33 protein-coding genes and 1 tRNA gene are annotated in these 24622 nt (G+C 63.5%); 16 read left to right on the top strand and 18 right to left on the bottom strand.

The window, feature by feature from the left end:
- The first annotated feature begins 136 nt into the window (after nt 1–136).
- Nucleotides 137–574, top strand: coding sequence for an EamA family transporter (locus tag DDF70_RS10015; protein ID WP_114944748.1), 438 nt, complete (start codon nt 137–139; stop codon nt 572–574).
- A 1-nt stretch (nt 575) separates the two neighbouring features.
- Here DDF70_RS10015 and chpT read toward each other — a convergent pair whose 3' ends face one another.
- Complete coding sequence (gene chpT, locus DDF70_RS10010) at nt 576–1217, bottom strand: histidine phosphotransferase ChpT (RefSeq protein ID WP_114944719.1); 642 nt, start codon at nt 1215–1217, stop codon at nt 576–578.
- A gap of 172 nt (nt 1218–1389) precedes the next feature.
- Between chpT and DDF70_RS10005 the strand changes: the two genes are divergently transcribed.
- The 3 genes from DDF70_RS10005 (at nt 1390) to DDF70_RS09995 (ending at nt 4315) form a co-directional block, all read left to right on the top strand.
- Nucleotides 1390–2220, top strand: a complete 831-nt coding sequence (locus tag DDF70_RS10005) for a 3'(2'),5'-bisphosphate nucleotidase CysQ family protein (RefSeq protein WP_114944718.1) — start codon at nt 1390–1392, stop codon at nt 2218–2220.
- 179 nt (nt 2221–2399) lie between these two features.
- Complete coding sequence (locus DDF70_RS10000) at nt 2400–3002, top strand: DUF1134 domain-containing protein (protein ID WP_114944717.1); 603 nt, start codon at nt 2400–2402, stop codon at nt 3000–3002.
- Nucleotides 3003–3307: 305 nt separating this feature from the next.
- Entirely contained in the window at nt 3308–4315 is a 1008-nt protein-coding gene (locus tag DDF70_RS09995) for a coiled-coil domain-containing protein (protein WP_114944716.1), read from the top strand.
- Between the two features lie 39 nt (nt 4316–4354).
- On the opposite strand, the gene DDF70_RS09990 is transcribed toward DDF70_RS09995, so the two are convergent.
- Together DDF70_RS09990 and DDF70_RS09985 are read right to left on the bottom strand one after the other, a co-directional pair.
- On the bottom strand, nt 4355–4711 hold the full coding sequence (locus DDF70_RS09990; protein ID WP_114944715.1) for a hypothetical protein: 357 nt from the start codon (nt 4709–4711) through the stop codon (nt 4355–4357).
- A gap of 53 nt (nt 4712–4764) precedes the next feature.
- Nucleotides 4765–5628, bottom strand: coding sequence for a D-amino-acid transaminase (locus DDF70_RS09985; RefSeq protein ID WP_114944714.1), 864 nt, complete (start codon nt 5626–5628; stop codon nt 4765–4767).
- 110 nt (nt 5629–5738) lie between these two features.
- Between DDF70_RS09985 and DDF70_RS09980 the strand changes: the two genes are divergently transcribed.
- Nucleotides 5739–6356: a hypothetical protein gene (locus tag DDF70_RS09980; protein ID WP_162820323.1), complete on the top strand. Its 618-nt coding sequence runs from the start codon at nt 5739–5741 to the stop codon at nt 6354–6356.
- 21 nt (nt 6357–6377) lie between these two features.
- On the opposite strand, the gene DDF70_RS09975 is transcribed toward DDF70_RS09980, so the two are convergent.
- From DDF70_RS09975 to DDF70_RS09935, 9 genes are all read right to left on the bottom strand, one after another.
- Nucleotides 6378–6686, bottom strand: coding sequence for an SWIB/MDM2 domain-containing protein (locus tag DDF70_RS09975; protein WP_114944712.1), 309 nt, complete (start codon nt 6684–6686; stop codon nt 6378–6380).
- A gap of 184 nt (nt 6687–6870) precedes the next feature.
- Complete coding sequence (locus DDF70_RS09970) at nt 6871–7323, bottom strand: response regulator (RefSeq protein ID WP_114944711.1); 453 nt, start codon at nt 7321–7323, stop codon at nt 6871–6873.
- A gap of 80 nt (nt 7324–7403) precedes the next feature.
- Nucleotides 7404–8444 (bottom strand): apurinic/apyrimidinic endonuclease family protein, encoded by a 1041-nt coding sequence (locus tag DDF70_RS09965; protein ID WP_114944710.1) that lies wholly within the window; start codon nt 8442–8444, stop codon nt 7404–7406.
- A 46-nt stretch (nt 8445–8490) separates the two neighbouring features.
- Nucleotides 8491–8844, bottom strand: a complete 354-nt coding sequence (locus DDF70_RS09960) for a response regulator (protein ID WP_162820322.1) — start codon at nt 8842–8844, stop codon at nt 8491–8493.
- A gap of 432 nt (nt 8845–9276) precedes the next feature.
- Nucleotides 9277–9987 (bottom strand): hypothetical protein, encoded by a 711-nt coding sequence (locus tag DDF70_RS37465; protein ID WP_205772413.1) that lies wholly within the window; start codon nt 9985–9987, stop codon nt 9277–9279.
- Between the two features lie 21 nt (nt 9988–10008).
- Nucleotides 10009–10428, bottom strand: a complete 420-nt coding sequence (locus DDF70_RS09950; protein ID WP_114944708.1) for a DUF3618 domain-containing protein — start codon at nt 10426–10428, stop codon at nt 10009–10011.
- On the bottom strand, nt 10425–10817 hold the full coding sequence (locus DDF70_RS09945; protein WP_114944707.1) for a phage holin family protein: 393 nt from the start codon (nt 10815–10817) through the stop codon (nt 10425–10427). Before DDF70_RS09945 ends, DDF70_RS09950 begins: the two co-directional genes overlap by 4 nt.
- A gap of 11 nt (nt 10818–10828) precedes the next feature.
- Entirely contained in the window at nt 10829–11350 is a 522-nt protein-coding gene (locus tag DDF70_RS09940) for a uroporphyrinogen decarboxylase/cobalamine-independent methonine synthase family protein (protein WP_205772412.1), read from the bottom strand.
- 122 nt (nt 11351–11472) lie between these two features.
- The gene (locus tag DDF70_RS09935) at nt 11473–11859 is read right to left on the bottom strand and encodes a helix-turn-helix domain-containing protein (RefSeq protein ID WP_114944706.1); all 387 of its coding nucleotides are present in this window, start codon (nt 11857–11859) and stop codon (nt 11473–11475) included.
- Between the two features lie 137 nt (nt 11860–11996).
- Between DDF70_RS09935 and DDF70_RS09930 the strand changes: the two genes are divergently transcribed.
- From DDF70_RS09930 to DDF70_RS09920, 3 genes are all read left to right on the top strand, one after another.
- Nucleotides 11997–12734: a helix-turn-helix transcriptional regulator gene (locus tag DDF70_RS09930; RefSeq protein WP_114944705.1), complete on the top strand. Its 738-nt coding sequence runs from the start codon at nt 11997–11999 to the stop codon at nt 12732–12734.
- Between the two features lie 87 nt (nt 12735–12821).
- On the top strand, nt 12822–13463 hold the full coding sequence (locus tag DDF70_RS09925; protein WP_114944704.1) for an acyl-homoserine-lactone synthase: 642 nt from the start codon (nt 12822–12824) through the stop codon (nt 13461–13463).
- Nucleotides 13450–13698, top strand: coding sequence for a hypothetical protein (locus tag DDF70_RS09920; RefSeq protein ID WP_114944703.1), 249 nt, complete (start codon nt 13450–13452; stop codon nt 13696–13698). Before DDF70_RS09925 ends, DDF70_RS09920 begins: the two co-directional genes overlap by 14 nt.
- 65 nt (nt 13699–13763) lie before the next feature.
- Here DDF70_RS09920 and DDF70_RS09915 read toward each other — a convergent pair whose 3' ends face one another.
- On the bottom strand, nt 13764–14258 hold the full coding sequence (locus DDF70_RS09915) for a YciE/YciF ferroxidase family protein (protein ID WP_114944747.1): 495 nt from the start codon (nt 14256–14258) through the stop codon (nt 13764–13766).
- 145 nt (nt 14259–14403) lie between these two features.
- Between DDF70_RS09915 and DDF70_RS09910 the strand changes: the two genes are divergently transcribed.
- Nucleotides 14404–14631 (top strand): YgaP-like transmembrane domain, encoded by a 228-nt coding sequence (locus tag DDF70_RS09910; RefSeq protein ID WP_114944746.1) that lies wholly within the window; start codon nt 14404–14406, stop codon nt 14629–14631.
- A gap of 203 nt (nt 14632–14834) precedes the next feature.
- Here DDF70_RS09910 and DDF70_RS09905 read toward each other — a convergent pair whose 3' ends face one another.
- A complete protein-coding gene (locus DDF70_RS09905) occupies nt 14835–15104 on the bottom strand; it encodes a GlsB/YeaQ/YmgE family stress response membrane protein (protein WP_114944745.1) in 270 nt (89 codons plus the stop codon).
- A gap of 146 nt (nt 15105–15250) precedes the next feature.
- Here DDF70_RS09905 and DDF70_RS37350 point away from each other — a divergent pair, with 146 nt between their 5' ends.
- Entirely contained in the window at nt 15251–15418 is a 168-nt protein-coding gene (locus tag DDF70_RS37350; protein WP_170316050.1) for a hypothetical protein, read from the top strand.
- A gap of 313 nt (nt 15419–15731) precedes the next feature.
- Here the strand turns inward: DDF70_RS37350 and DDF70_RS09900 are convergent.
- From DDF70_RS09900 to DDF70_RS09890, 3 genes are all read right to left on the bottom strand, one after another.
- Nucleotides 15732–15808 (bottom strand) — tRNA-Arg (locus tag DDF70_RS09900).
- Between the two features lie 105 nt (nt 15809–15913).
- The gene (locus tag DDF70_RS09895) at nt 15914–17350 is read right to left on the bottom strand and encodes a sensor histidine kinase (protein ID WP_114944702.1); all 1437 of its coding nucleotides are present in this window, start codon (nt 17348–17350) and stop codon (nt 15914–15916) included.
- A gap of 187 nt (nt 17351–17537) precedes the next feature.
- The gene (locus tag DDF70_RS09890) at nt 17538–18332 is read right to left on the bottom strand and encodes a TVP38/TMEM64 family protein (protein ID WP_162820320.1); all 795 of its coding nucleotides are present in this window, start codon (nt 18330–18332) and stop codon (nt 17538–17540) included.
- 280 nt (nt 18333–18612) lie between these two features.
- Here DDF70_RS09890 and rpmH point away from each other — a divergent pair, with 280 nt between their 5' ends.
- From rpmH to yidC, 3 genes are read left to right on the top strand one after another with little or no spacing between them, the layout of a single operon-like run.
- Complete coding sequence (rpmH, locus tag DDF70_RS09885; RefSeq protein ID WP_027314822.1) at nt 18613–18747, top strand: 50S ribosomal protein L34; 135 nt, start codon at nt 18613–18615, stop codon at nt 18745–18747.
- A gap of 18 nt (nt 18748–18765) precedes the next feature.
- A complete protein-coding gene (gene rnpA, locus DDF70_RS09880) occupies nt 18766–19200 on the top strand; it encodes a ribonuclease P protein component (protein ID WP_114944700.1) in 435 nt (144 codons plus the stop codon).
- Nucleotides 19193–21052, top strand: coding sequence for a membrane protein insertase YidC (yidC, locus tag DDF70_RS09875; RefSeq protein ID WP_114944699.1), 1860 nt, complete (start codon nt 19193–19195; stop codon nt 21050–21052). Before rnpA ends, yidC begins: the two co-directional genes overlap by 8 nt.
- A gap of 72 nt (nt 21053–21124) precedes the next feature.
- On the opposite strand, the gene DDF70_RS09870 is transcribed toward yidC, so the two are convergent.
- Nucleotides 21125–21709 (bottom strand): NUDIX domain-containing protein, encoded by a 585-nt coding sequence (locus DDF70_RS09870; protein WP_114944744.1) that lies wholly within the window; start codon nt 21707–21709, stop codon nt 21125–21127.
- A gap of 195 nt (nt 21710–21904) precedes the next feature.
- On the opposite strand from DDF70_RS09870, the gene DDF70_RS09865 reads away from it, so the two are divergent.
- The 3 genes from DDF70_RS09865 (at nt 21905) to DDF70_RS09855 (ending at nt 24539) form a co-directional block, all read left to right on the top strand.
- Complete coding sequence (locus tag DDF70_RS09865; RefSeq protein ID WP_162820319.1) at nt 21905–23455, top strand: CYTH and CHAD domain-containing protein; 1551 nt, start codon at nt 21905–21907, stop codon at nt 23453–23455.
- A 62-nt stretch (nt 23456–23517) separates the two neighbouring features.
- Nucleotides 23518–24174: a ribosome biogenesis GTP-binding protein YihA/YsxC gene (gene yihA, locus DDF70_RS09860; protein ID WP_114944697.1), complete on the top strand. Its 657-nt coding sequence runs from the start codon at nt 23518–23520 to the stop codon at nt 24172–24174.
- The gene (locus DDF70_RS09855; RefSeq protein ID WP_114944696.1) at nt 24171–24539 is read left to right on the top strand and encodes a DUF423 domain-containing protein; all 369 of its coding nucleotides are present in this window, start codon (nt 24171–24173) and stop codon (nt 24537–24539) included. Before yihA ends, DDF70_RS09855 begins: the two co-directional genes overlap by 4 nt.
- The last annotated feature ends 83 nt before the right edge of the window (nt 24540–24622 follow it).

The raw sequence follows: 24622 nt of genomic DNA, 5'->3' as shown, positions 1-24622 counted from the left end.
TCGTCGCGATCGGCAGGAATTCAAAAAAGCCCGGCTCGAGCCGGGCTTTTTTGTTGACGCTTGAGCATCGGATCCGATGCTTCCTGCATTCGTGAGTGCGCCATCGGTGCAGGGTCGCACGAGCATGGAGGTTCACATGAAAACCGTTCTATTGTCGTGGCAGTTCTGGGCCCTGCTCTCCGCGGCTTTCGCGGCCCTGACGGCGATCTTCGCAAAGGTCGGCATCGAAAACATCAATTCGGATTTCGCGACCTTCATCCGAACGATCGTGATCCTGGTCGTGCTCGGCGGAATCCTGTTCGGAACGGGCCAGTGGCAGGCCCCGGCATCCGTTTCCGGCAGGACCTATCTTTTCCTCGTCCTCTCCGGGCTCGCCACAGGCGCATCCTGGCTCTGCTACTTCCGGGCCCTGAAGCTCGGGGATGCGGCGCGCGTCGCTCCGATCGACAAGCTCAGCGTCGTGCTCGTCGCCCTGTTCGGCGTGATCTTTCTGGGGGAGAAGCTGGCGATGCCGAACTGGATCGGCATCGCGCTCATCGCATCGGGCGCGGTCCTCGTCGCCTACAAGGCGTAAATCAGACGGTCGCAGCCTTGATCGTCACCTCGTCGCCCTCGATGCCGAAGGCGATGCTCATGTTCGAGGCGCGCGCCACCATGCCGGCGTAATAGATCTGGATGCCGTGGGCATCGACCGTGCCGGTCTCGGAACTCCCGGCGAGCAGCGCTTCGGAATGCGCGGGAATGCGGGCGTTCAGGCCCTTCGACACGAGTGTGAAGGCGCAGTTCTCCGCGTCACCCGTCACCGTCACGGCAATCGAGCCGCCCCGCGGGATCGCCGTGGTGGCAATCATGACCAGATTGAGAAGCAGCTTCACCCGGTTCTTCGGGAACAGGAGCCGGGGCGACGACCAGGAAAAGCTGATCTTGTCGTCCAGGAAGAGCCCCCGGGCCACCTGCTCGGCATCGCCGAGATCGATGGAGGCGCCTGCCGATCCGGCGGCCCCGAAGGCGAGGCGCGCGAACTGGAGACGCGCGGAGGCCTGTTTAGCGCTCTTCTGGATCAGGTCGAGCGCGAAATCGCGCATGGAGGCATCGCTGTCGTCCTCGAGAACCTCCAGCCCGTTGACGATCGCGCCCACCGGCGAAATCACGTCATGGCAGACGCGCGAGCAGAGGAGAGCGGCGAGGTCGAGCGAATCGAGCGAGATCGTGGCCATGAGGGCTCCGGAGGCACCGTAATGTCAGCTATATGTTCATGAAATCGGAATTTCGACGCGTACCCATACAGCCAAACAGGAAAGAGAACGTGAACCCGGATACCCGGCTATGAGTTCTTTGGGAAGCGGGCAAAAAGAGATCGACAGATCTCAAGGGAACGGGCACAAACCTATGATGCGCTTCGATGGTCAGAACCCCGACGAAATCGCCCTGAAGCTCGCTCACATCGCCGTGGAGGCGGGCCGCATTCTGCGCGGCATGGAGACCGCTTTTCTCGACAAGCGCATCAAGGACGACGGAACCCCGACCACGGCGGCGGATCTCGCAGCCGAACAACTGATCCTCAAGCGCCTGGAGGAAGCCTGGCCCGGAGTGCCGGTCGTGGCCGAGGAAACCTGCAGCACCGGACCCGTCGATCACTCCTTCTTCCTGGTCGATCCCCTCGACGGCACGGGCGACTTCATCCGCGGCACCGGGGAGTACAGCGTCAATATCGCCCTGATCCGGGGTAAGAGGCCCGTGGCGGCCGTCGTGGCCGCTCCAGCCATGGGGTCGATCTGGATCGCCGGTGCGACGGCCCGGACGAGTCCCCTGCCCGACGGGACGGCAGAGTTCGGCTGGCGCGACGCGAAGGTCCGCCCCGCGCCCGAGACGGACCTCGTCGCCTTGGTGAGCCGCCGTCATGGCGACAGCGCCACGGAAGTCTGCCTCTCGGCCCTGTCCATCGGCACGCGGCGCATGACATCGTCGGCCCTGAAATTCTGCCTCATCGCGTCCGGCGAGGCGGACGTCTATGTGCGCTGCGGCCCGACAATGGAATGGGATACGGCGGCGGGCGACCACATTCTGACCTGCGCGGGCGGCAGCGTCGTCGGCCCCGGCGGCGTTCCCCTGACCTATGGCCACGAGGACAGGGGCTACCGGAACGGACCGTTCGCGGCGATCGGCGACAACGCCCTGGCCTCGCGCCTCGACCTGCCGGTTTCCGCCTCGGCGGCCTGAAATCCCGTCATCCCGCAGCCCTTCCGGGAGTTTTTCGACCCGGATGATGAATCGTGCCTTCCCGAAAGGCACGCCGTACAGAGATTGTTAGGGTTGATGATCTTAAGGTTCGAACCTCGATAGCAGCTTTCCGGACTTATGAGCCGGATTGTCCCCTGTCTCATGCGAGGAGATAGCCCATGCGCTCCCGGTCCAATTTTCTTGCGGCAGCGGCCTTCGCCGCTCTGGTCGGCGCCCTGCCCCTGCCGGCCTCCGCTCAAACCGTTCAACGCGCCTATGCGAGCAATCCCGGCGGACCCAACTCCTTCAATTCCAACGAACTGGTCGAGTCGGGCCACCAGTTCTTCGGCTCCGCCTCCCGCGGCCTCGCCCTCGCCCTGCAGGAGGCGATCCGGCGCTGGGGCGAACCCAACGGCTACATCCTGGGCCAGGAAGCCTCCGGGGCGTTCTTCGGTGGATTGCGCTACGGCGAGGGCAAGCTCTTCACCCGCAACGCCGGTGACCGCAAGGTGTTCTGGCAGGGGCCGTCCCTCGGCTTCGATGTGGGCGGCGACGGTGCCCGCACCATGATGCTGGTCTACAACATGCCCTTTACGGATGCCCTCTATAAGCGTTTCGTGGGCATCGACGGCTCCGCCTATTTCATCGGCGGCTTTGGCGTCACGGCCGTTGCGGCGGACGAGATGATCGTGGTCCCGATCCGGGCGGGCGTCGGAGCCCGCCTCGGCGTCAATGTCGGCTACCTGAAGTTCACGCCGGAACCGACCTGGAACCCCTTCTAGGCTCTCCAGGGACACGAAATTCATGGGACCTCGAGGTCCCTGCGACGTCATGGCCGGCCTCGTGCCGGCCATCCGATTGGAAGAGCGCCGCGCTCGACACAATCGGGATCACCGGGGCAGGCCCGGTGATGACGTGGGGAGGAATGCTCACTAAACTCTGGGGCGAGTTGCCGCGACGCCAGTGGAAACCGTCCTCGGATGCGCTACAACGGGCGGTCTGGAGCATTCTCGCTCTGGAAAGCTGCGCAGGCACAAGGCAAGGTGCTTGAGCGTTAACGGTCAAGCATTTTGGAGTTGGCGTCCGCGTGATCGAAAGCATCATGATCTTTGCGCTGGGGTTCGTCGCAGCATCCCTCATCGCGCTTCTCATCATCCCCGCCGTCAATGCCCGCGCGGAGCGTCTCGCCCGCCGCAGGGCCGAGGCGCTGTTTCCCATGTCGATCTCGGAACTGACGGCCGAGAAGGACCACCTGCGGGCCGAATTCGCGGTGATGCAGCGGCGGATCGAGCGCAAGGCCGAGGAGGCCTTGGCGACCAAGCACGAGAGCATGGAAGAGCTCGGCCGGCGGGCCATCCGGATCGAGGCCCTGGAGGCCACCCTCGCGGAGCGGGATCGCACGGTATCCGAACTCGAGACCCGGCTTGCGGAGACGCAGACCCGGCTCGCGGCCGCCGAGGCCGATCAGACCCAGACGCAGGCCTATCTCTCGGGCACCCGCGAGACTCTGACGGCTCTCGAAAACGCCCACCGGGCAACCCTGGACGAGCTTTCCAACACCCGCATGGAACTCGACATCGCCCAGACCGAACGCGCGAAGCTCAAGAACGAGCTTCTCCATCTGGAGGACAAGGTCGCCCGCCTGGAGACGGACTTCACCGACGCCCAGCGCCGCCTCACGGCCTCCCTGAGCGAGCTCGACACCAAGCGCATCACCATCTCGGACCTTGAAACCCGCCTGATGACCCAGACGGCCCGGGGCAACGACTTCGAACGGGCCTTGGGCGAGCGCCACAGCGAGCTCTCCGACGAGCGCCTGCGCCTCGCCGAACTGGCCAAGAGCCTTGCTGCCGAGCAGGAGCGCGGCCTGATCCTGGAGCAGCGGATCCGTGAGATCGAAAGAGAGCGGGACGAGGCCCAGACCCGGCTGACGGGCCTGGAAAGCTCGGGAAGCCAGACCGACGAGCTGCGCCGCCAGATCACGGAAGTCGCCGCTCAGATCATGAAGAGCGACAACAACAACTCAGGCAACGGGAAGACGCCGGAGAATAACCGCTCCCGCGAAGGCAAGCGCCGCCGTTCGGCGGGGAAGTAGCCCTTCCCCGCCAGGCTTAAGCACTATCAAGCTTCAGGATTACTTGGGTTCGACCTGCTGATTGCCGCCGGGGCTGCCCGGCGGGGGGATCACCGGCGTGGTTCCGGGATTCGGCACCGGCGGACGCACGGTGTTGTCGGGAGAGATGTTCGCCGGCGGGCGGATCACCCCGTCGGAGCGCTCCAGCTTGTCACTGAGGGTATTGGTCGACCCCGTTTCGGCCGGGCCGTTGTTCTGACCGGAGAGGTTGCTGTCGGGTTCGACCTTCTCGGCCGGCATCTGGCTCGGCGCAGGCATGTTCGGGGCCTGCTGCTTCAGAACCTCGGGATTCTGCGCCAGGGCCGCCGTGCCGAAGCCGGCGGCCAGGATCGTGGATAAGACCAGCATACGCTTCATGGGTCGCTCCTTTGGAAAGGCAACGGGTGACCCAGGAGCGGGTTCCGGCAAAGCTATTCGGCCGCCATGGCCTTTGCGCCGGCCATCTGCAGGTAGAGCGCGCGCAGCCGCTTCGTGACCGGACCGGGCTTGCCGTCCGCAACCGGACGCCCGTCGATGGACACGATGGGAAGAACGAAGTTCGAGGCGCTGGTCATGAAGGCTTCGGCCGCATCATAGGCCTCCTCGACCGTGAAGCGGCGCTCCTCCAGGACGACCCCGTCCTCCTGCGAGAGCCTGAGCAGGGACTTGCGCGTGATGCCGGGCAGGATGGCGTTCGAGAGCGGGCGCACGACGATGCTGCCCTGCTTCGTCACGATGAAGGCGCTCGACGAGCCCCCTTCCGTCACGAAGCCCTCCTCCACCAGCCAGGCCTCCTGGGCGCCCGCCTCCTTGGCCGCCTGCTTGGCAAGGACCTGGGCGAGCAGGTTGATCGACTTGATGTCCCGCCGCTGCCAGCGCAGGTCAGGCACGGTCACGACGGCAATCCCGGTCCGGGCCGCGGGTGCGTCGGCGATGGACTTGGCCTGGGTGAACATCGCCACCGTGGGCTTAGAATCGTCAGGGAAGAAGAAATCCCGCTCGGCGACCCCGCGGGTCACCTGGAAATAGATGAAGCCTTCGGTCATGCCGTTGCGGCGGGCGAGTTCCTCCTGGAGGCGGGTCCACTCGGCCCTGGTGTAGGGGTTGGGAATGCGGATCTCGGCGAGCGAACGCTCCAGGCGCTCCAGATGCGCCTCGTTGTCGATCAGGCGCCCGTCGAGCATGCCGATGCCCTCATAGACGCCGTCCCCGAACATAAAGCCTCGATCCATGAAAGGCACCTTGGCCTCTTCGATCGGCAGGAAGGATCCGTTCAGGAAGACGATGCGGGACATGAGAACTCCAGAGTCGCGGCAGGTTCGCAAGCTTGACCTATGGGCGGATGAGCCGCCCGATCTATATGGCCAAGGATAGCTGCAACCTCTCGCGGATAGGTAAACTCATCATGAGAGCGACGCCACTTCTCATTTTGAAATCCCTGCCCTTCCTGTTGTTCATGGCTTCGTCGGCCGAGGCCGCGTCCCTGCCCGCCCAAAGCTGGTTCAACCAGCAGGGCTATGTGGGGCCGTCGGGGAGCCGGATCATCGCCTGCCATGGCTATGGTTGCGTGCGGAGAATGGCGATTTCGGTCGATGGAGCATGGCTGAGCAGGGCAAAAGAAACGCTCAGGGCCAACCAGGGCTCGCCCGATGCGGAACGCCAGGCTCTCGCCGAGGTGATCCGCTCCTATACGGCCTATCTCGCCACTTCGCTCGGGGGCAGGCCCGATACGCCGGGCTCACCGCCCCAGATGTCGGGCGTCTATGGTCAGATGGATTGTCTGGACGAGACCGCGAATACCACGAGCGTGCTCCTGGTGCTGCAGGAACAGGGGCTTCTGACCCATCATGCGGTGCTATATCCGGAATCGCGTGGTTTCTTCCTCGATGGGCGCTACCCGCATTTCACCGCCGTGATCGCCGAGAAGCGGACGGGCACGGCCTGGGCGGTGGACCCCTGGAAAAAAGCGCCCGGCCAGAGGCCGGATATCCTGCCGCTCACGCGGTGGCGGCAGGATTCATGATCGAGCTTACCGGCGATAAGCTTATTTCAGGTGCTGGGCGAGATGCTTGTTCATCTCGAACATCGTCACCTTCGGCTTGCCGAAGATCGGCTGCAGCTTGTCGTCAGCCAGGATCTCGCGCTTGTTCTCGGGATTCTGAAGGTTGTTCTTCTTGATGTAATCCCAGATCTTGCTCACGACCTCACCGCGCGGCAGCGGATCCGAGCCTACGATGGCGGCCAGTTCCTTGGACGGCTGCAAGGGCTTCTGAAGAGCGTTGGGCTTCGAGCCTTCGGTCTTCGTGGCAGCCTTCTTCGCACTGGCTTTTCCGTCTGTAGTCTTGGTCGGCATTTATTCCTCCGGGAATGGTATGGGAAAGCTCGTCGACAGCCCTGAACCAGGCCCGAAAAGCTCATTGACCAGCCTTCGGTCGGACCCCTCGGCTGCATTGCCGGAGCCCAGCCCCCTGACGGGAGGTCAATTCCGGCAGAGCTTATGTCCGCTCAGCGCCAGCAGCAAGCCGCAGTTCAGGAATTTAGGCGCTTTTCGGAAAGGGAACGATATTCCCCGCGTGATCGACCGTCGGTCGTGGATTTTTGGCAACATGGCCGAAGCGCCGGGTTCGCTCCGCTGCGGAGGCCACATGGGACACAATGGCCTCATTGGGGCACGGCTTGGCAAGAAATGCGGCACCCGGCGGGATATCGCCCTCTGAAGGCCATTGCCGGCCTGACATGATGAGGATCTCGGTCTCCGGCCAGGAACGGTGGACCCGATGCGCGAGTTCGAAGCCATTGCACCCCTGAGGCATGTCCACGTCCGTCAGAAGAACGTTAACCGGCAGCCCCGCCTCCAGCAGGACGATCGCCTCCGTGGCATTGGCAGCCTCGACCACCCTGAAGCCGGCATCCTCGAGCAGATCTGAGATGAACAGGCGGATGAGAGGTTCGTCTTCGACGAGGAGAACCGTGGAGGGATCGGCGGACATCGGCTTCTTGATTCACTGCACAATGTCCGACAACGCTGCCAAATCGGTTTGGTTCCCGCAAAACACCGGGAAACGAAATATTATGTCCGTTCGGCATCTGCCGCCTGCCGGAACGCCAAATGGTGAGACAGGCCTTCCGAGGCGATGTTCTTGAGCTTGGCCTCGATTTCGAAATCCGACCAGGACAGGTGGCGTATCACGAGATCATTGACCGCTCTGTTCCACATGAGGTCCGAGTGGGCCCGCAGGTCCTTCGGCTTGATCCCGGCCGCAACCAGAGCTTGAAAGTCCGGAAGCGCTTCCGTATCCGGATCGGGCAGCAGGTCCTCCCGGGAGACGCTGACATGGCTCACCGGACGCACGCCGCGCCAGGAGTCGACGATGCGCGCGATCCGGGGATCCTCCGGCTCGATGTATTCGCCCCGGCTCATGATCCAGTGATGATGGAGATCGAGAACGAGCGGCACGTCGTCCGCGAGAGGCAGGAGATCGTCGAGGCCGAAGCTGACTTCGTCGTTCTCGATCGTGATCAGGTTGCGGGCCGTGCGCGACAGGTGCGCGAGACCGCCCCGAATCCCCTCCGCACCGAGAGCTTTCGCGCCGCCATGAATGTTGATGTGCGCGCCATGGGGATGCCACCCCTGGCCATATCCCATGAGCGCCATGACCTCGACATGGTATTCGAACTCCGCCAACCCGTTGGCGGCCGCGGATGGGTTGGCGGAGGCGATGACGCAGAACTGGCCCGGATGCATGCTGAGCCGCACATCGTTGTCGCGCGCGAACTCTCCCATGGCGGCAAGCCTTGTTTCGATCAGGCGGCGCAGATCCGGATCGCGGTAGATATCCTTGCAGCTGGCATGAGTGTAGCCGGGGAGAAGATCGCTCGACAGGCGATGCAGTCGCTCGATCTTCGGCCGCGTCGCCACATGGGCGATCTGCAGTCGGAACGCTTCGAGATTATGGGCCACGACGGCGCTGATCTTGTCGTAAGCGCCCTTCGGATCAAGGCGGCCGAGATAGGCCATCGTGACCGTGCTCGTGTTCATCGCCCGCGCCGTTTGGGCGTCGCCGTCCTCGGGGATGTATTTGCAGCAGAAGCCGAAGCGGGAATCTTGCATGACGGGAGATGACGCCATCAGGTCGCGACAGGTTCCTGCGATGCCGTCAGCAAGGCAAGCGGTTGAGGGAGAGATGATCGACAGATTCGAGAAGCGTCCGCTCCTCGAAAGGCTTTGCCACGAACGCCGCCTGCTGGAGGGCTTGAGGCAGGTCGGAGGGCTGGGACGCCGATACGAAGACGAAAGGGATCCGCCGCTGGGCGAGAGCTTCCGCCACGCCGAAACTCTTGCCGCCGATCACATCGATGTCGAGCAGCGCGCAATCGAACTCATCATCGAGATGCCGGTAGGCTTCGTCGAGGGAACTTAAGGAATCGACGATCTCGTGCCCGTCCGCCTCGAGGATCGCCTGCAGGTCGGTCGCAATCCACGGATCGTCTTCCAGGATCAGAATACGCATACCCAACTCCAGCACCCAATCCTTCGACGGGATCACAACTCTCCCAGAAGACTCGGCGATAGGAAATCTTTTCCTTGTGCAAGAGCAACAAGTTCGACAGCGGCTCGTTCCAGCGTGAACTTCGTCAAACCGATTTTTTGGAGGATTACGGTTAAGAAATCGAAACTCCGCGAGTGCAGGTGCCATATGGCACTTGAAACCCGAGGCTTCATTCCTATCTCGATGTCAACCTGGCGGAACAATCGTCTGCCAGAAGCGGTCACGATGCCGAGATGATGATGCCGGATGTACGCACATCATCTCGCCGTGGCCGTTGTTATTTTTGCGCGCCCGCTTGATCAGCTGTCAGATCAACGTCTCACGCATCTTCTGCGCCAATGAAAAACGCCGGCCTAAGCCGGCGCTTCTCGTTTCGGTCCGACCGATCAAGCATCAATGGCGATTGGCATCGCGCTGACCGTTGAACTCGCTCTCGTGCCGGCTGAAGCGCGCTTCATCGCCGCTGAAGGTATCCTCGACATACTCGCGGCCGCGGTTGGCGGCATCGCGGGCATAGCGAAGCCCCTGGTTACGAACCTCGTCCGCCCATTCGCCGAACATCTCGTTCTCGCGACGGGTGCGCGGCAGCAGGGCGCCCAGAAGAAGGCCCGCGGCAAGGCCCACAAGGCCGACGACCATCGGGTTCTCGGACACGTAGCTCTGGACGCCACCACGGGCGTTACCGAAGGCGCGAGCTGACCGCCCGCCCATCTGGTTCATGCGACGGCGCTGACCTTCATAGGTGTCCGAGGCCCAGTGAGAGGCACGCTCATAGGTGTCGCGTGCCCAGTCGGAAGCACCCTCATAGGCCTCTCCCGCCTTCTGCCGCGCCTGATCCGCAGCCTGCTGAGCCTTGTCTGTGATCGATTCGCCCTGAGACTGCGCATTCTGCTGGGAGGATTGACCCTTCTGCTGGCCCGACGCCTGATTGCCGCCGGTCGCGCCGGAGCCTTGAGCTCCGGAACCTTGGGTCGACCGCTGCTCATGCGACTGCGGCATCGGCGGCTCGCCGATATTGCCCACCGACGTTCCGGCAGAAACGTTTCCTGTCGTGCCCGACTGAGCTCCGCTCGGCTTGCCGGTTTCGTTCTTGCTATTGGCCATGGAAAACTCCTGTTTCATCCATCAAAATCGGGAACTCGTGCCCGGGCGCTCGAACATCGGATCGGACGTGTTCAGCGACGCGGCCTCTGCGCCGTAGAGGCGGGGATCCTCCGCCTCCATCAGAAGATGCTCTTCCGTGATCAGATCCTCATCGGCCGCGATCAGACGGGTTCTCCGAGGCGCGACGGACCGACCGAGTCGATAGGCGAGAAGCCCAACGCCCATGGCGATCAGCATGACCGGCACGGGATTGCGTCTGACCGTGTCCAGAACCTTGTCGTAAAGCGGCCCATACTGGCCGTTTCTGGCGGTGCCGAGCATGTCATCGACCACACCGGAGACCGTCATCTTGTTCTGGAGACGATCGATGGTCTGGTCGAGCTGAGCGCGACTGCGCTCGATGTCGCTCTCCAGTTCCTGCAGATTCTGTGACGTCATCATGCACCCCTTTCCGACAGGACTTCCGCATCGCGCTTGAGCGAGTGCATCGTCCGCTTCGGCGTGAGCGTGGACGACGACATGGCGCTGCGTCCCCACAGCCCGAGGCCGATGGCGATCACGGCCAGCACGCCGCCGACGATGAGCGCGGCGAGCGCTTCCGAATGGACGACGGTCGCCAGCCACTTCACCAGGGAGTCGGTCAGCAGCATGACGGCAGCGATGGCGAAGATCGCCGCCACGACCACCATGGCGAGTCCCATGAAAAGCGTGCGGATGTTCTGGGATACCTCGGTCTTGAAGAGCGTGAATTCCTTCTGTGCGAGATCGGTCGATTCCCGCAGCGCCTCACCCACGAGACCCTGGATCGTTTGGTTGCCGTTGCCCTGCATGACGACCTCCGTCAGGCGCCGGAGCGCGAGCGCTGGGCCTGCTGCGCACGCGACCGTGCATTCTGAGCTTGGCTTGCACGCACGTCGTCATAGCGAAGATCCTCCGCCGTGCTCTTGATGAAGCGTGCGGCCAGGAAGCCTATGGCGACGGATGCGGCCGCCACGGTTGCCGGACGACGGCGGACGACGTCTTCGAAGTCGTTGAAGAAATCCGCGAAGGTGCGCTCGCGAATGGATCCCGCAAGCTGCTCCAATCCTTCGGCCGCCGTGTCGACGACGGCGCGGATATTCGGCCGCTCGTCGAAGGAATGAGTGGATTCGCGCAAGGAGTTGGCGAAATCGGCAACAGACTGCGCAATATCGTCCTTGCGGCGGTCGACGTAATCGGTCGCCTGCTCCCGGGCGGAATCGATGAAGTACCGGCTGCGCTCAACTGCGGCGTCCGCGATGTTGCCGACATCCCCCTTGAGCGCATCCCAATCCTCGTTGCCGTTGTCCTGCTGCCTGTCGGTGTTCTGCTGTCCCACGCCCATGGTCAACCTCTTTCAATCGTGAGTGAGTAACCATTAGAAGCGCGGCAGGTTCCGAAGGTCTCCCATGCTCAATGCTTTAGAGGCTGAGGTCTTCTTGCCGGAGAGACAGCCGCTCAGCTGCCCTACCCGGCCGATGCGAGCCAGTCGACGAGGTCAGCCACCTTGCGTCGGGCCTCCTCGTCCTTCAGTTTAAGGAAGCCGCGCACGAGGCGGTCGCTGTCCGAGCGCGTCAGAAACTCGGCCACCAGACTGTCGTCGGAGAACCCGCCCGCGCGCAGGCCGGGAATCCCCTCGAAGAAGAACTCGAAGCTCACGTCCAATATCCCCGCGATGTGGAGCAGACGGCTCGCGCCGATGCGGTTCGCACCCTTCTCATATTTCTGGACCTGCTGGAACGTGAGCCCCAAGGCATCGGCAAGCTTCTCCTGGCTCATCCCGAGCATGATCCGCCTTGCCCTGACACGGCTGCCGATATGCCGATCGACCTCGTTGGGTGACTTCTTCTGCAAAGAGCGCTCCTGCCTCTGGCTATCTTGTACTCCTTACGCGAATTGTATAACCTTTGGTAGCATGAGGCTAGGATTAACCTAGCGGTTGCATCATGTTACTAAATATCATGTAGGTTGTATATCTCTCGGAGATGCCCTTGAGCGGCCGCGCCTTCGACTATGCGACGGAAGCCTTCGCGTTCATCGACAGCCTCGATGACCTGACCAGCCCGGACGACGTGGTGGAGGCGGTCGCACGGACCTTTTCCCTCTTCGGTTTCGAAAACTTCATCATGACGGGCCTGCCGAACCCGAAGGAGCGTTTCGAACAGGTCGTCCTGCTCAAGAAGTGGCCCATGGGCTGGTTCGATATCTATGCCAAGCAGGATTACGTGAGGTCGGATCCGATCATCCGCCTTTGCAAGAACACCACCCAGCCCTTCGAGTGGTCGGAGGCGCCCTACAACCGTGCGACGGAGCGGAAGGCCGCCGAGGTCATGGACCGGGCCACGGATTTCCGGATGCGGGACGGCTTCTGCCTGCCCATTCATGGGATCAACGGCTACGAGGCCTGCTTTTCCATGAGCGGCGTGGACCTGGACCTCTCCCCTCGGACGAAGCCCGCCCTTCACCTGATGGCCATGTATGCCTTCGAGCGCGCCCGGCGGCTGTTCGAGGCCCAGCCGCCGATCGGCCCGAGCCTGCTCACGCCCCGCGAGCGCGAAACCCTGATCTGGGCCGCAGCCGGGAAATCGGCAGCGGACACGGGCGAGATCCTCGGCATCACCGAGCGCACGGTCACGGCCCACATCGTCAGCGCCTGCCAGAAGCTCGAAGCGGTCAACAAGACACAGGCCGTGGCACGGGCGCTCCAGTACAAGCTGATCCGGCTGTGAAGCCTCACCTGTAATTTCCTACAATATCTTTCTTCAGTCGAACGCGGGAAGAATTCCCCCTTGATAAATAAGGGGGAACGGCATCCGATGACGAAAATTCATGTGATTTCCAAGGAAAACGAGCATTTATACCATGGAAGATTGGAAGAATACTTCCGCCTCCGGCATGAGGTCTTCGTCAAGGAGCGTGGATGGCGCGACCTGCACCGCCCCGATGGACGCGAGATCGATGTCTACGACAACGGCAACGCGGTCTACCTCCTCGCCATCGACCAGGACCGGGTGGTAGGGGGGCAGAGGCTCTACCCGACCGCTCTGCCCCACATGCTGAGCGAGGTCTTCGGCCACATGGCGCAACGGGGCCTTCCCCGGGCCGACCACATCTTCGAGTGGACGCGATACTTCGTCGTCAAGGAACGGCGCATGGGACGAACGGATTGCCGCCTTCTCGCGGCCGTGCAGCAGTTCTGCCTGGAGGAAGGCATCACGGAGCTCACGGCGGTGGTCGAGATGTGGTGGCTGCCCCGCTGGCAGCAGGCCGGCTTCAAGGTGAAGCCCCTCGGCCTTCCGACCATGATCGAAGGCCAGCCCTGCATCGCGGCGGCGATCACGATTTCTCGGGAGAGCCTGGAGAAGGTTGTCCGCCTCGCCGGATTGCGCGGCTCGATGCTCGTCCGCGATGCCCAGATGTCCCCTGTCCTGGAACGGGTGCCGCATGTCGCTGCCTGAAGAGAATCCTCCCCTCGCCTGCATCGTCCAGGACGAGCTGATCGATCGCGCGTCCCGGAACATGGTGCATTGCCTGGAGCAATTTCCCGCCATCGTGCGCCTGAGGCTTCTGGCCTTCCTGCATCTGGTGGAATACCCCGACACGATGAGAGCCTCGCTCGAGATCACGCCGTCGGGATCCATGCGCCTGACCCTGGACACGAAGGTCGCACCGGATCCGGCTCATCGGCATTGAGGCTGTGCCTCCAACAGGAAGGCCTAGCGCTGCGCGAGCGCGAGGCCTCCTTTTGAAAGTGCGACTTAGGCGGCCTTGATGTTCACGCGCGCCTCGGCAAGCTGGGTCAGCAGCTTGTCGGTCTTCTTCTCCTCTTCGAGGTTCTGGTCGAGAAGCTTCATTGCGTCGTTCAGGCCCAGCTCGCCGGCCCAGGTCTTCAGAGAGCCGTAGCGGGTGATCTCGTAATGCTCGACGGCCTGCGCGGCGGCCAGGATGCCGGCATCGAGAGCCTCGCTGTCGGCGAAGTCCTCCATGACTTCCTTGCCTTCCTCGATGATGCCGTTGATGGCTTCGCACTGCACGCCGCGAGCCGGCTTGCCGAGCATCTCGAACACCTTCTCCAGACGCTCGATCTGGCCTTCGGTTTCTTCGCGATGGGTCTCGAAGGCCTGCTTCAGCTCTTCCGAATCGGCGTTCTTCGCCATCCGCGGCAGAGCCTTCAGGATCTGCTTCTCGGCATAGTAGACGTCCTTCAGGGTATGAAGGAACAGGTCGTTCAGGGTCTTTTCCTTGGCTGCCATCGTGATAACTCCTTCGTTGGGCGTGGACTCAACGAAGGTCAAGCTTCGGGGTTCCTGCCGTTTCGCAGCTCTTGTTTTGCGAGGAACAACACGGCTTCGCGTCGCGTTCGGCCAAGATCAATCAAGGAGAACCGACGTGTCGAACATGATGGACGGAGAGCCCAACCTCAGCACGGTCGAGCGTGGGGCCTATATGCTGGCCGGCCTCGGCCTTGCGGCGGCCGCCGCCAAACCGCGCCCCAACCCCCTCCTGAACATCCTCGCGCTTGCAGGCGGCTCCTATCTCGCCTGGCGCGGCTATGTGGGCAATTGCCCCGTCAAGGCGGCCCTCATGGGCTCGCACGATCAGGACCGCATCGCTCATCACGGCTAAAACATCAGACCCGGAAGCGGACACCGCTTTCGGGATCTCGTCATGCAAGAAGGGCCACAGTCTCGCTGTGGCCCTTGGCGTTAGAGCGTCGAACGCAAAAGTGGGAACCGGTTTTGCGTGAATAGATGCGAAGAACAAAAACTAAAGCATCGGACGTGCATTCGAATTCACGTCCGATGCTTTGATCTCGATCCTGGAACCGATCAGTACGACGACGTCGACGAGCGGCGTCCGACGATCAGGCCATAGATGAAGAGCACGATGATGGCGCCCACGATGGCACCGATGAAGCCGGCGCCCTCGTCGGCCCGGTACCAGCCCAGTGCCTGCCCGAGATAGGTGGCGACCACGGCACCGACGATGCCGAGGATGGTCGTCATGATGAAGCCGGAGGGTTCGTTCCGTCCGGGCATGATCCATTTAGCGATTATACCTGCCACGAAGCCGATGATGATGGTCCAGAGAATGCTCATGTTGCGGTCCTTGGTGTGCGTTGCCTCCACAAGGAACGCGCATCCTCGGCTAAGGTTGCGGCGGAAGCGTTTCCCAAACCGCCATTTCATCATCTCGCCGCACTTGCGACGGACGCTTGCGCTTCGTTCAAAGGGAGAAGCACACCATGAATCCCGCCGGAGACCATTGGAGTTACGAGGCCGTCCAAGCCCTTCTGTCCCTCGCTCGGGAAGGAGCCCCGGTCTCGGTGATCAGCCTGAAGCTGAAACGGTCGGTCACGGAGGTTCGAGCCAAGCTCAATGACCTCGGCATAACTCCGGCGGCCGAGGTTTAGAACCCTCAAGGCCTGGATGACGCTCAAGGGGTCTCGTGCTGACGCCGATCCCGGAGTCGGGATCGAGGCTCTCACGAAACACCCTCCCCCTCATCCTGAGGAGCGGCGAAGCTGCGTCTCGAAGGATATTTCGGAGTGCACTGGATCCTCCTTCGAGACGGCGCTACGCGCCTCCTCAGATGAGGGCGGAGAGTTGGCATAAAGAGGTGGATGGCCGGCGTCAGGCTGGCGATGACGCGGGGAGCGCGAAAGCATTCAGACACTCAGGAACCGAGCATCGAACTCTCGTCTTCGTCGATTGTAGAGAGGAAAATGGCGCGCCCGAAAGGATTCGAACCTCTGACCCCCAGATTCGTAGTCTGGTGCTCTATCCAGCTGAGCTACGGGCGCATTGTCGGCCGGTTGTTGCGGGGAGCAACGTTCGCCGAGGCCGCTGACATAGAGGCATCTGATCCGCTTGGCAAGCCTCTTCGTGCAGAAGATGTGCGGAAAGCTTCAGTTTGATCCCGACGAGGATGGCCGATCCGGAATCGAGATCTTGAAGCAAGTCCTGCCGCGGCTCTCGTCGAGCATGATCGTCCCGCCGTGGAGCTGAACGAGTTCCGCCGCGATGGGAAGCCCCAGGCCGGTGCCCCCCTTCTGGGCCGAGCCCTGGAAGGGCGTGAACAGGGTCGCCTTCGCCCGGTCGGGAATGCCCGGGCCATTGTCTTGGATGAGGATGCACACTGTGCTGCCCTCTCGGGAAGCCGACACGTCGATCCGGGGCCGTCCCTCGGGCGATCCGGTCTGGCTCAGGGCCTGGACCGCATTGCGGACCACGTTCACCAGAACCCGGGAGAGCTGGTCCGGGTCGGCATCGACCATCAGGTCATCGGGCACCTTGGCGTCGAAGGCGATGCCGACCTCCGGCGCGAGGTCCGTGAGGTTCGACAGTTCCGCGATCAGGGGCGCCAGGGGAGTCAGACGCCGCTGCGGCAGGGGTTCCGTGGCGCGGCCATAGGCCAGGGTGGTCTCGCAGAAGGCGATGGCCCGGTCGAGGGTGTTGACGAGCCTGGGGGCGATGCGTTGGACGCTCTCGTCGCTCACGTTGTCCAGACGATCCGTGAGGAGCTGCGCCGTGGTGAGCATGTTGCGCAGCTCGTGATTGATCTTGCTGACCGCCAGCCCCAGCTGGGCCAGGCGGCGCTTCTGGCGCAGCTCGTCGGCGAGCGTCGTCTCCATGCGGGCGAGCGCCTGTTCGGCCAGACCGATCTCGTCGACGCGGGCGGTCGGCTGGATGACCCGTGACGCATCCTCCGGATTGCTGGAGAATTCCGCGATGTTACCGGTGAGCCGCCGCACGGGACGCACGATCACCCATTGCAGGGCGAGGTAGACGAGAAACGCCGTAATGCCGGAGATGAACAGGGACAGGAACAGGATGTTGCGCGAGAACCTGATCATGGCATGGCGCAGGGGCGCCTGATCGAGGATCATCTCGACGAACTCCACCCCCATGCCGGCTCCGATGACGCGAATCGGCTTGTCCGCCGGATTGAAGAGGACGGAGAATGCGTCCTGCACCAGGGTCACCCAATTGGTGTCGCGTAGATCGACCGTCTTGCTCACTTCGGGCGGCATGTCGCCCGAGGCCAGCAGGCTTCGCCGCCCGCCCCCCTTCAGGGCGATGGCCTTGGCGCCGACCCCGTGCAGGAGGCGCAGCTCCAGTTCCTCCGACAGGGTTTCCTCGGGCGCGGCATCGAGAACCATGGCGGCGATCTGTGCCGCCGCCAGACGGTCGTTCAGCCAAGTCAGCCGGAAATTGGCCACGGAGGGCACATAGATGAGCACTTCCGCGATCATCACGAAGAGCACGGTCAGCAGGAGCAGGCGCGCGGAGAGCCCGAACTGGCTCAGGATGCGTCCTGTGAGAGTGGTCGGCTCGCGGCTCATTCCCGTTTCATTCCAGGCGGCGGACCCTGAAGGCCGGTCGCCGCGGTCATGAATTGTGGGCCGACGATTCGAGAAACGCCACCGCCACCCCCAACATGGGGATGAATAACGGGTGACAGGAATGGAGCAACCCCGAAAGCGTGGTTCACCTCCGGGTCCGATGCCCTCATTCCTGCCTGCTCGACCATCAACTCTCGTCGGCGATGCGCCTGCGCCGGTTCTTCAGCGCGACCGGCACCAGTGCCAGAACTCCCAATATAGCTAGAGCGATCAGGAGCTCCGGCGTCAACAGGCTCCGGGGATCGAAGTCCACCGTGCAATCGCTTCGACCGGCCGCCACGCAATCGGCCAGGAGTTTCCCGTGCAGGGACAACGCCTCGTCGAGGCCCGAGCCGGCGAAGGCGAAAGCGAAAGATACCGGCAGGATGCCCAATTGGGTCGCCAGCACGAAGGTTCTCGCGGGCATGCCGAAGAAGGCCGCGGCGAGATTCGTCAGCCAGAAAGGCACTGCGGGAATGAGGCGCAGGGAAAGAAGATAGAAGAAAGCCTGCCTTCGAAAGCCCGCCGCGAGGGCCTGGATCCGAAAGCCCGCGCCCTGCAGGAGAGGTCCTCCCAGGGACGTCCGGGCAATCAGAAAGAGGCCAGTCGCGCCCAGGGTGGCCGCCACGGAGGCCGCAAGCCCGCCCACCGCCCAGCCGAACAGATAGCCGCCGAGGGTCGTCAGCAGAGCGGAAACCGGCAGGGAAAGGGTGACCGCCGCCACGTAGATCGCACCGAACAACCCGAGCATGGCCAGGCGATGGGCGGCGACATGGTCCTGCAGCCAGGCTTGATAGTGCATGAAGGTCTCGAAGGTGAAGGATCGGTGGAGGCCCGATGCGAAGACGGCTCCCACGACCAGAACGAGAAGCCCGAGCGGCAGCATGCGCAGGAGACGGCCCGCTCCCTTTGGGCTATGGGGGTTCCGTTGCGGATCGAACACGACTTCTCCCTGATTTCAGGCTCTATCTAGCGCCCGGCGGCGCGCGGGCCTACGGGCTTGCCGGGACTTTGGCGCGTGAAGCGTCATCGCCGGGCCGATTGCCGCATAAGGGCCAGAGCAGCGTTGACTTTGCCCCTCCGTTCCTTCATAAGCCCGCAAGCTGACAGCGCTCTTCTGGGGCGCTGATCGTTTTTTCGAGACAGTTTCGGGGGCAACCCCCATTTAACCAGACGGGCGCGAGCCATCGAGCACCGCTGCCCCATTCGACCGGAGATGTGCCGTGAAGAGGACGTATCAACCGAGCAAGCTGGTTCGCAAGCGCCGCCACGGCTTCCGTGCGCGCATGGCGACCAAGGGTGGCCGCAAGGTCATTGCCGCTCGCCGCGCCCATGGCCGCAAGCGCCTTTCGGCGTAAGCAGCCTAGGATTGCCCGATGCGCGAGCCTCGCGCAGAGCTAAGCCTCGGGCGTCTGACGAAAAGACCTGACTTCGTCGCGGCGGCCTCTGGCCGCCGCTTTCATACCGAGCGGATGTCGGTTCAGGCTCGGCTGCGCGAGGGCTCCGGCCTCGGCCTGCGCTTCGGCCTCACGGTCACGAAGCGTGTCGGCCATGCCACCGAACGCAACCGGATCAAGCGCCGGCTCCGGGCCGCCATTCCTGCGGCAGTCCAGGATTACGCGAATATCGATGCGGACGTCGTCATCATTGGACGACGCGATATCCTCTCCGCCGATTTCGATCTGCTCATCGACGATCTGAGACGCGCGCTGCGGACGGTCACCAAGCCGAGAAGCGCACCGCCAGCAGAGCGTCGGCCCCCTTCCTCACCTCCCACCAACGGCGAGCGTCGCGGACATTCCCATGCGTGAAGACAACAGAAACCTCATCGTCGCCATCGCGCTATCGCTGGCGATCTTGCTAGGCTGGCAATACTTTTATGCGGCACCTCAGGCCGAGAAGCAGCGGCAGGCCGCCCAGCAGGCGCAATCCACGCAGGTGAACCCCACGGCGCCGAACCCGCCGGCGAGCCCGAGCCAGGCTGGCGGAGCCTCCCCGACCGTGCCGGGAACCGTCCCGAGCACTCCGGCGGCCCCGACCGTTCAATCCCGTGAGGCGGCGCTTGCCGCCTCGCCGCGCATCACCATCGACACGCCGGCGATCTCCGGCTCGATCAACCTGCGCGGCGGTCGCGTCGACGACGTGTCCCTCAAGCATTACCGCGAGACGGTGGACCCCAAGAGCCCGATCATCGTGCTCCTGTCGCCCACCGGCACCCAGAACCCGTATTACGCGGAATTCGGCTGGATCGGCACCCAGGCCGGCAGCCTGCCGAACCAGAACACGGTCTGGACGGCCGACAAGACCTCGCTCACTCCCGGCAGCCCCGTGACCCTGACCTGGCAGAACGACCAGGGCCTGGTCTTCCGCCGCACGATCTCGGTGGACGACAAGTACATGTTCACGGTCAAGGATGCGGTCGAGAACCGGGGCTCGGCTCCCGTGACGCTGCAATCCTACAGCCTCGTCTCCCGCCACGGAAAACCCGTGACCCTCGGCTATTACGTGCTGCACGAAGGCATGATCGGCGTGCTCGGCGACAACGGCCTCCAGGAAGTCACCTACGCGAACCTGGACAAGAAGGAGCCGATCTCGGGCGGCAGCACGGTCGGCCAGATCTGGGATTCGGTTACCGGCGGCTTCCTCGGCATCACCGACAAGTACTGGGCGGCGGCCGTCATTCCCGACCAGACGCAGCCCTTCCAGGGTTCCTTCACGTCGCAGCAGGGCCAGACGGCGGATCGCACCTACCAGGCAACCGTGGCCGGTGCGTCCCAGACGCTCCAGCCCGGCGCCACCACGGAAGTGACCCAGCGCCTCTTCGCCGGCGCCAAGGAAGTCGCGACCGTCGACGCCTATCACAGCGCCCTGAACATCAAGAACTTCGATCTCCTGATCGATTGGGGCTGGTTCTACTTCATCACCAAGCCGCTCTTTAAGGTTCTGGACTTCTTCTTCCGCCTGTTCGGCAATTTCGGCATCGCGATCCTCCTCGTGACCGTGATCCTGAAGGGCCTGTTCTTCCCGCTCGCCAGCAAGTCCTATCGGTCCATGGCGAAGATGAAGGCGGTGCAGCCGGAGATGGCCTCGATCCGCGAGCGCTATGCCGACGACAAGATGAAGCAGCAGCAGGCGCTGATGGAGCTCTACCGCAAGGAGAAGATCAACCCGGTCGCCGGTTGCTGGCCGGTGCTGATCCAGATCCCGGTGTTCTTCGCGCTCTACAAGGTGCTCTTCGTCACCATCGAAATGCGCCATGCGCCGTTCTTCGGCTGGATCCGCGACCTCGCGGCACCCGATCCGACCTCGATCTTCAACCTGTTCGGCCTCCTGCCCTACAACCCGGGCGCCGTGCCGGTGATCGGCCACTTCCTGATGCTCGGCGTCTGGCCGATCATCATGGGCTTCACCATGTGGCTGCAGATGAAGATGAACCCGGAGCCGCCGGACCCGGTGCAGAAGCAGGTCTTCTCCTGGATGCCGGTGATCTTCACCTTCATGCTCGGCTCGTTCCCGGCCGGCCTCGTGATCTACTGGGCCTGGAACAACCTCCTCTCGGTCACCCAGCAGGGCTTCATCATGCGCCGCAACGGCGTGAAGATCGAGCTCTGGGACAACCTGCGCAAGACCTTCAGCCGCAAGGCCAGCCCCGCCAAGGGCTGACCGGCAACCGATCGAAACCAACAAAGAACCCCGGGCTGAGCCCGGGGTTTTTCTTTGCCCGCTCGACGAGGCTCAGTCTCCCACAAGCCCTTTCAGCTTCAGGTGCTGCAGCAGCATGATGGTCTTGCCGTCGATTATGCGACCCTGATCGACCATGCCGAGGGCTTCATCGAGCGCCATTTCCAGCACCTCGATATCCTCCCCCTCATGCCTGTCGCCCCCACCCTGCCCGATGCGGTCATCCGGCGAATATCGGGCGATGAAGAACATGAGTCTCTCGGTCACGCTGCCCGGGCTCATGAAGGCGTGGAAGACGGGCTCGGCCTCGCGCAGCCGGTAGCCGAGCTCCTCCTCCGCCTCGCGGCGGATGCAGGTTTCCGGGTCATCCTTGTCGAGGAGCCCCGCGCAGGCCTCGATCAGGGGCTCCGAGTGGCCGCTCACATAGGCGGGCAGCCGGAACTGCCGGACGAGCAGCACCGTGCCGCGCTCAGGATCGTAGGGCAGGATCACGGCGCCATGGCCGCGGTCATAGGTCTGCCGCACCTGCCGCTCCAGGCTGCCGTCCCGGCGCCGGTAGTCGAACGTAAATTTCTTGAGGATGGCCCAATCGTCGGAGAGGACCTCGACCGAGCGGATGAGAATGGGGGCGTCCGTCATGTTCGAGCTTTCGTCATTGTCACGACGACCAAGCATGGCGGCGCAAAGCCCGAATGCACTCCTCCGGTTTTGGAGAAGAGTGGTACATTTCTGGTAGCCGCTGTCTGAAAGGCCCTGCCAGAGATCTTCCACGTGGCTTTCGTCGGGCATCGCTCTACATGATGGCCTAAGAAGAAACCGGAGATGCGGTTGGCCATGAATGCCGGATGGCAGGACAAGACGGGCCATGAAAGGACCAGCGAGATCGAGCTGAAGCTTGAACTCGCCGCGGATACCGCGGGCGAGCTCCTCCGCCATCCCCTGATGGCCCAGGCCCGGGCACTCCCCGACCAGGGCGGAGCCCTCCACGCCGTCTATTACGATTCGCCGGACTGCGCCCTGCACAAGGCCGGACTGACCCTCCGGGTCCGGCAGCGGGACGGGCACCGTACCCAGACCATCAAGGCGGAACGCAAGGCGCGGGGGCTCGCCCTCGACCGGGGCGAATGGGAAACCCCGGTCGACGATGGACCCGATCTCGCGGCCGCCGCCGGCACGCCCCTTGCTCCACTCGTGGCCAAGGATGACCTCCGCCGAGGCCTGAAGCCTGTTTTCACCGTGGACACGGACCGCCAAGCCTTCGAGATCGAACGCGACGGCGCCACGATCGAACTCGCCCTGGACGAGGCCAGAACGTCGACCGAAGCCGGTGCCGAGCATTTCTGCGAGGTCGAGCTGGAATTGAAGGAGGGCAGCCCGTCCGCCCTTTTCGCGCTGGCCGACGATCTCGCCGACAGCCTCCCGCTCCGTCTCTCTCCGGTGACGAAATCAGAGCGTGGCTACCGGCTTCTCGGCCAGGCCGACGGCGCACCGGTCAAGGCGGGCCGGATCGTCATTCCGACCCAGGCCTCGTGCGCCGAAGCGTTCCAGACGATCGCGCGTGCCTGCCTGTCCCAGATCATCCGGAACGAGGCGCTCCTGCGCCGGGGCAATGATCCCGAGCTGGTGCATCAGATGCGGGTCGGGTTCAGGCGGCTCAATGCGGCCGTCTCGCTGTTTAGGCCGATGCTGCGGGACCGGGACAGCGAGACCGTCCGGACCGAGCTTCGATGGGCGGGCAGGAAACTCGGCTTGGTCCGCGACCTCGACGTACTGGTCGCGCGGCTGCGGAAGGCCGACGACCAGGACAAGGGCCCGCAGGTGCTGGAGGAAACCGAACGGCTGCGGGCAAAAACCTTCGAAAGGCTCATGAAGACCCTGTCGAGGCCCCGCTTCATGCGGGCGATCCTGAAGGCCGCGACATGGATCGAGTCCGGTCGGTGGCTCACGCGAAGCAAGCCGTCCGCCAGGGCTGCGCGAGAACTGCCTGCTCGGGCGCTGGCCGCCGAGGAACTCTCGCTCCGCTGGCGGAGGATCCGGAAGGGCGCAAAGCGGATGGCCGACCTGAACGGGGAAGACCGCCACAAGCTTCGTATCCGCATCAAGAAGCTGCGCTACGGCGTGGAGTTCTTCGCCACCCTGTTTCCCGGCATTCCGGCGCGGAAGAGCCGCAAGGCGATGCTGGACCTTCTCGAAGGCCTGCAGGACACGCTGGGCAAGCTAAACGATATCGAAGTGGGCAAAACTCTGCTCGACCCGCCCTTCCGAAAATGGGTCCGTAAGGCTGCCGGCGACACGAAAAACCGCGAACGCAAGCTCCTGTCCCAGGCCGAAAAAGCCTCCAGGAAGCTCACGAAGGCGGAACCGTTCTGGGCTTCGACGCCCTGACGGCCGGAAAAGCTTGAGCGAGGTGCCTTGAACTCCGGTCACCAAGCGCCGATAAGGACCCCATGACCGATATGGAACCTGATACCGACCCCTTTCTCGAGATCGGCCGCAAGATCTTTGCCGGCGAGGCGGATTTCATCTGGGCCGCGAACTCGCTGAAGAACCTGCCGCCCATGAGCAAGGTGGAGATCGCCTTCGCGGGCCGCTCCAATGTCGGCAAGTCGAGCCTCGTGAATGCGTTGACCGGGCGCAACACGCTTGCCCGCACGTCGCATACGCCGGGCCGCACGCAGCAGCTCAACTTCTTCAACATCAACGACCGCTTCCACCTGGTCGACATGCCCGGCTACGGCTATGCGGCCGTCGACAAGCAGAAGGTCGCGGCCTGGACTCAACTGATCCACGACTACCTTCGCGGCCGCGCGAGCCTCGCCCGCGTCTACGTGCTGATCGACGCCCGCCACGGCATCAAGCCGGTGGACGAGGCGGTTCTCGAGACCCTCGGCACGGCCGCCGTCTCCTACCAGATCGTCCTGACGAAAGCCGATGAGCTGAAGAAGGACGAGCTCGACAAGCGCATGGCCGACACGCTCCAGAAGATCGAGAAGCGCGCCGCCGCCTTCCCCGAGATCCTGCCGACGTCGAGCCGCACGGGCTTCGGCATCCCCGAGCTGCGCGCCGGGATCGCCAAGCTCCTGAGTGAAAGAGGCGCGGGATGAACCTCGCCGCCCGGATCCTGATCGTCCTGGCCTCGCTCTCGGGCCTTCTCGGTGTCGGCCTGTCGGCGGCCGCAGCTCACATCACGGGCGGAAACCTCGCCACGGCGGCGCAGTTCCTGCTGTTTCACGCCCCTGCCCTACTGGCCCTCGTCGCCCTGCTGGGCGCCGGGGCCGTGAACCCCATGCTGGCCCAGATCGCCGGCTATGTGCTGGTTCTCGGCCTGATCCTGTTCTGCGGCGACCTTTCTCGCCGCGCCTTCTCCGGGGTGGCGCTCTTCCCCAGGGCCGCGCCGACGGGCGGCATCCTCCTCATGGTGGGCTGGCTCCTGGTCGGAATCTCGGCCCTTCTCCGCCTGAGAGCCTGAACTCCTGTTTGCAGCCGCCTGTTCTTGAGCCAGCGCATCGGACGATGCGCCAGTTTCCAAGCCGAAGCATCGGATGGATCCCA

It is taken from the genome of Microvirga calopogonii (assembly GCF_003347665.1).
GTDB classification, from domain to species: domain Bacteria; phylum Pseudomonadota; class Alphaproteobacteria; order Rhizobiales; family Beijerinckiaceae; genus Microvirga; species Microvirga calopogonii.
The sequence above is the reverse complement of the archived record's forward strand: the minus strand, read 5'-3'. Positions and strand labels throughout refer to the sequence as shown.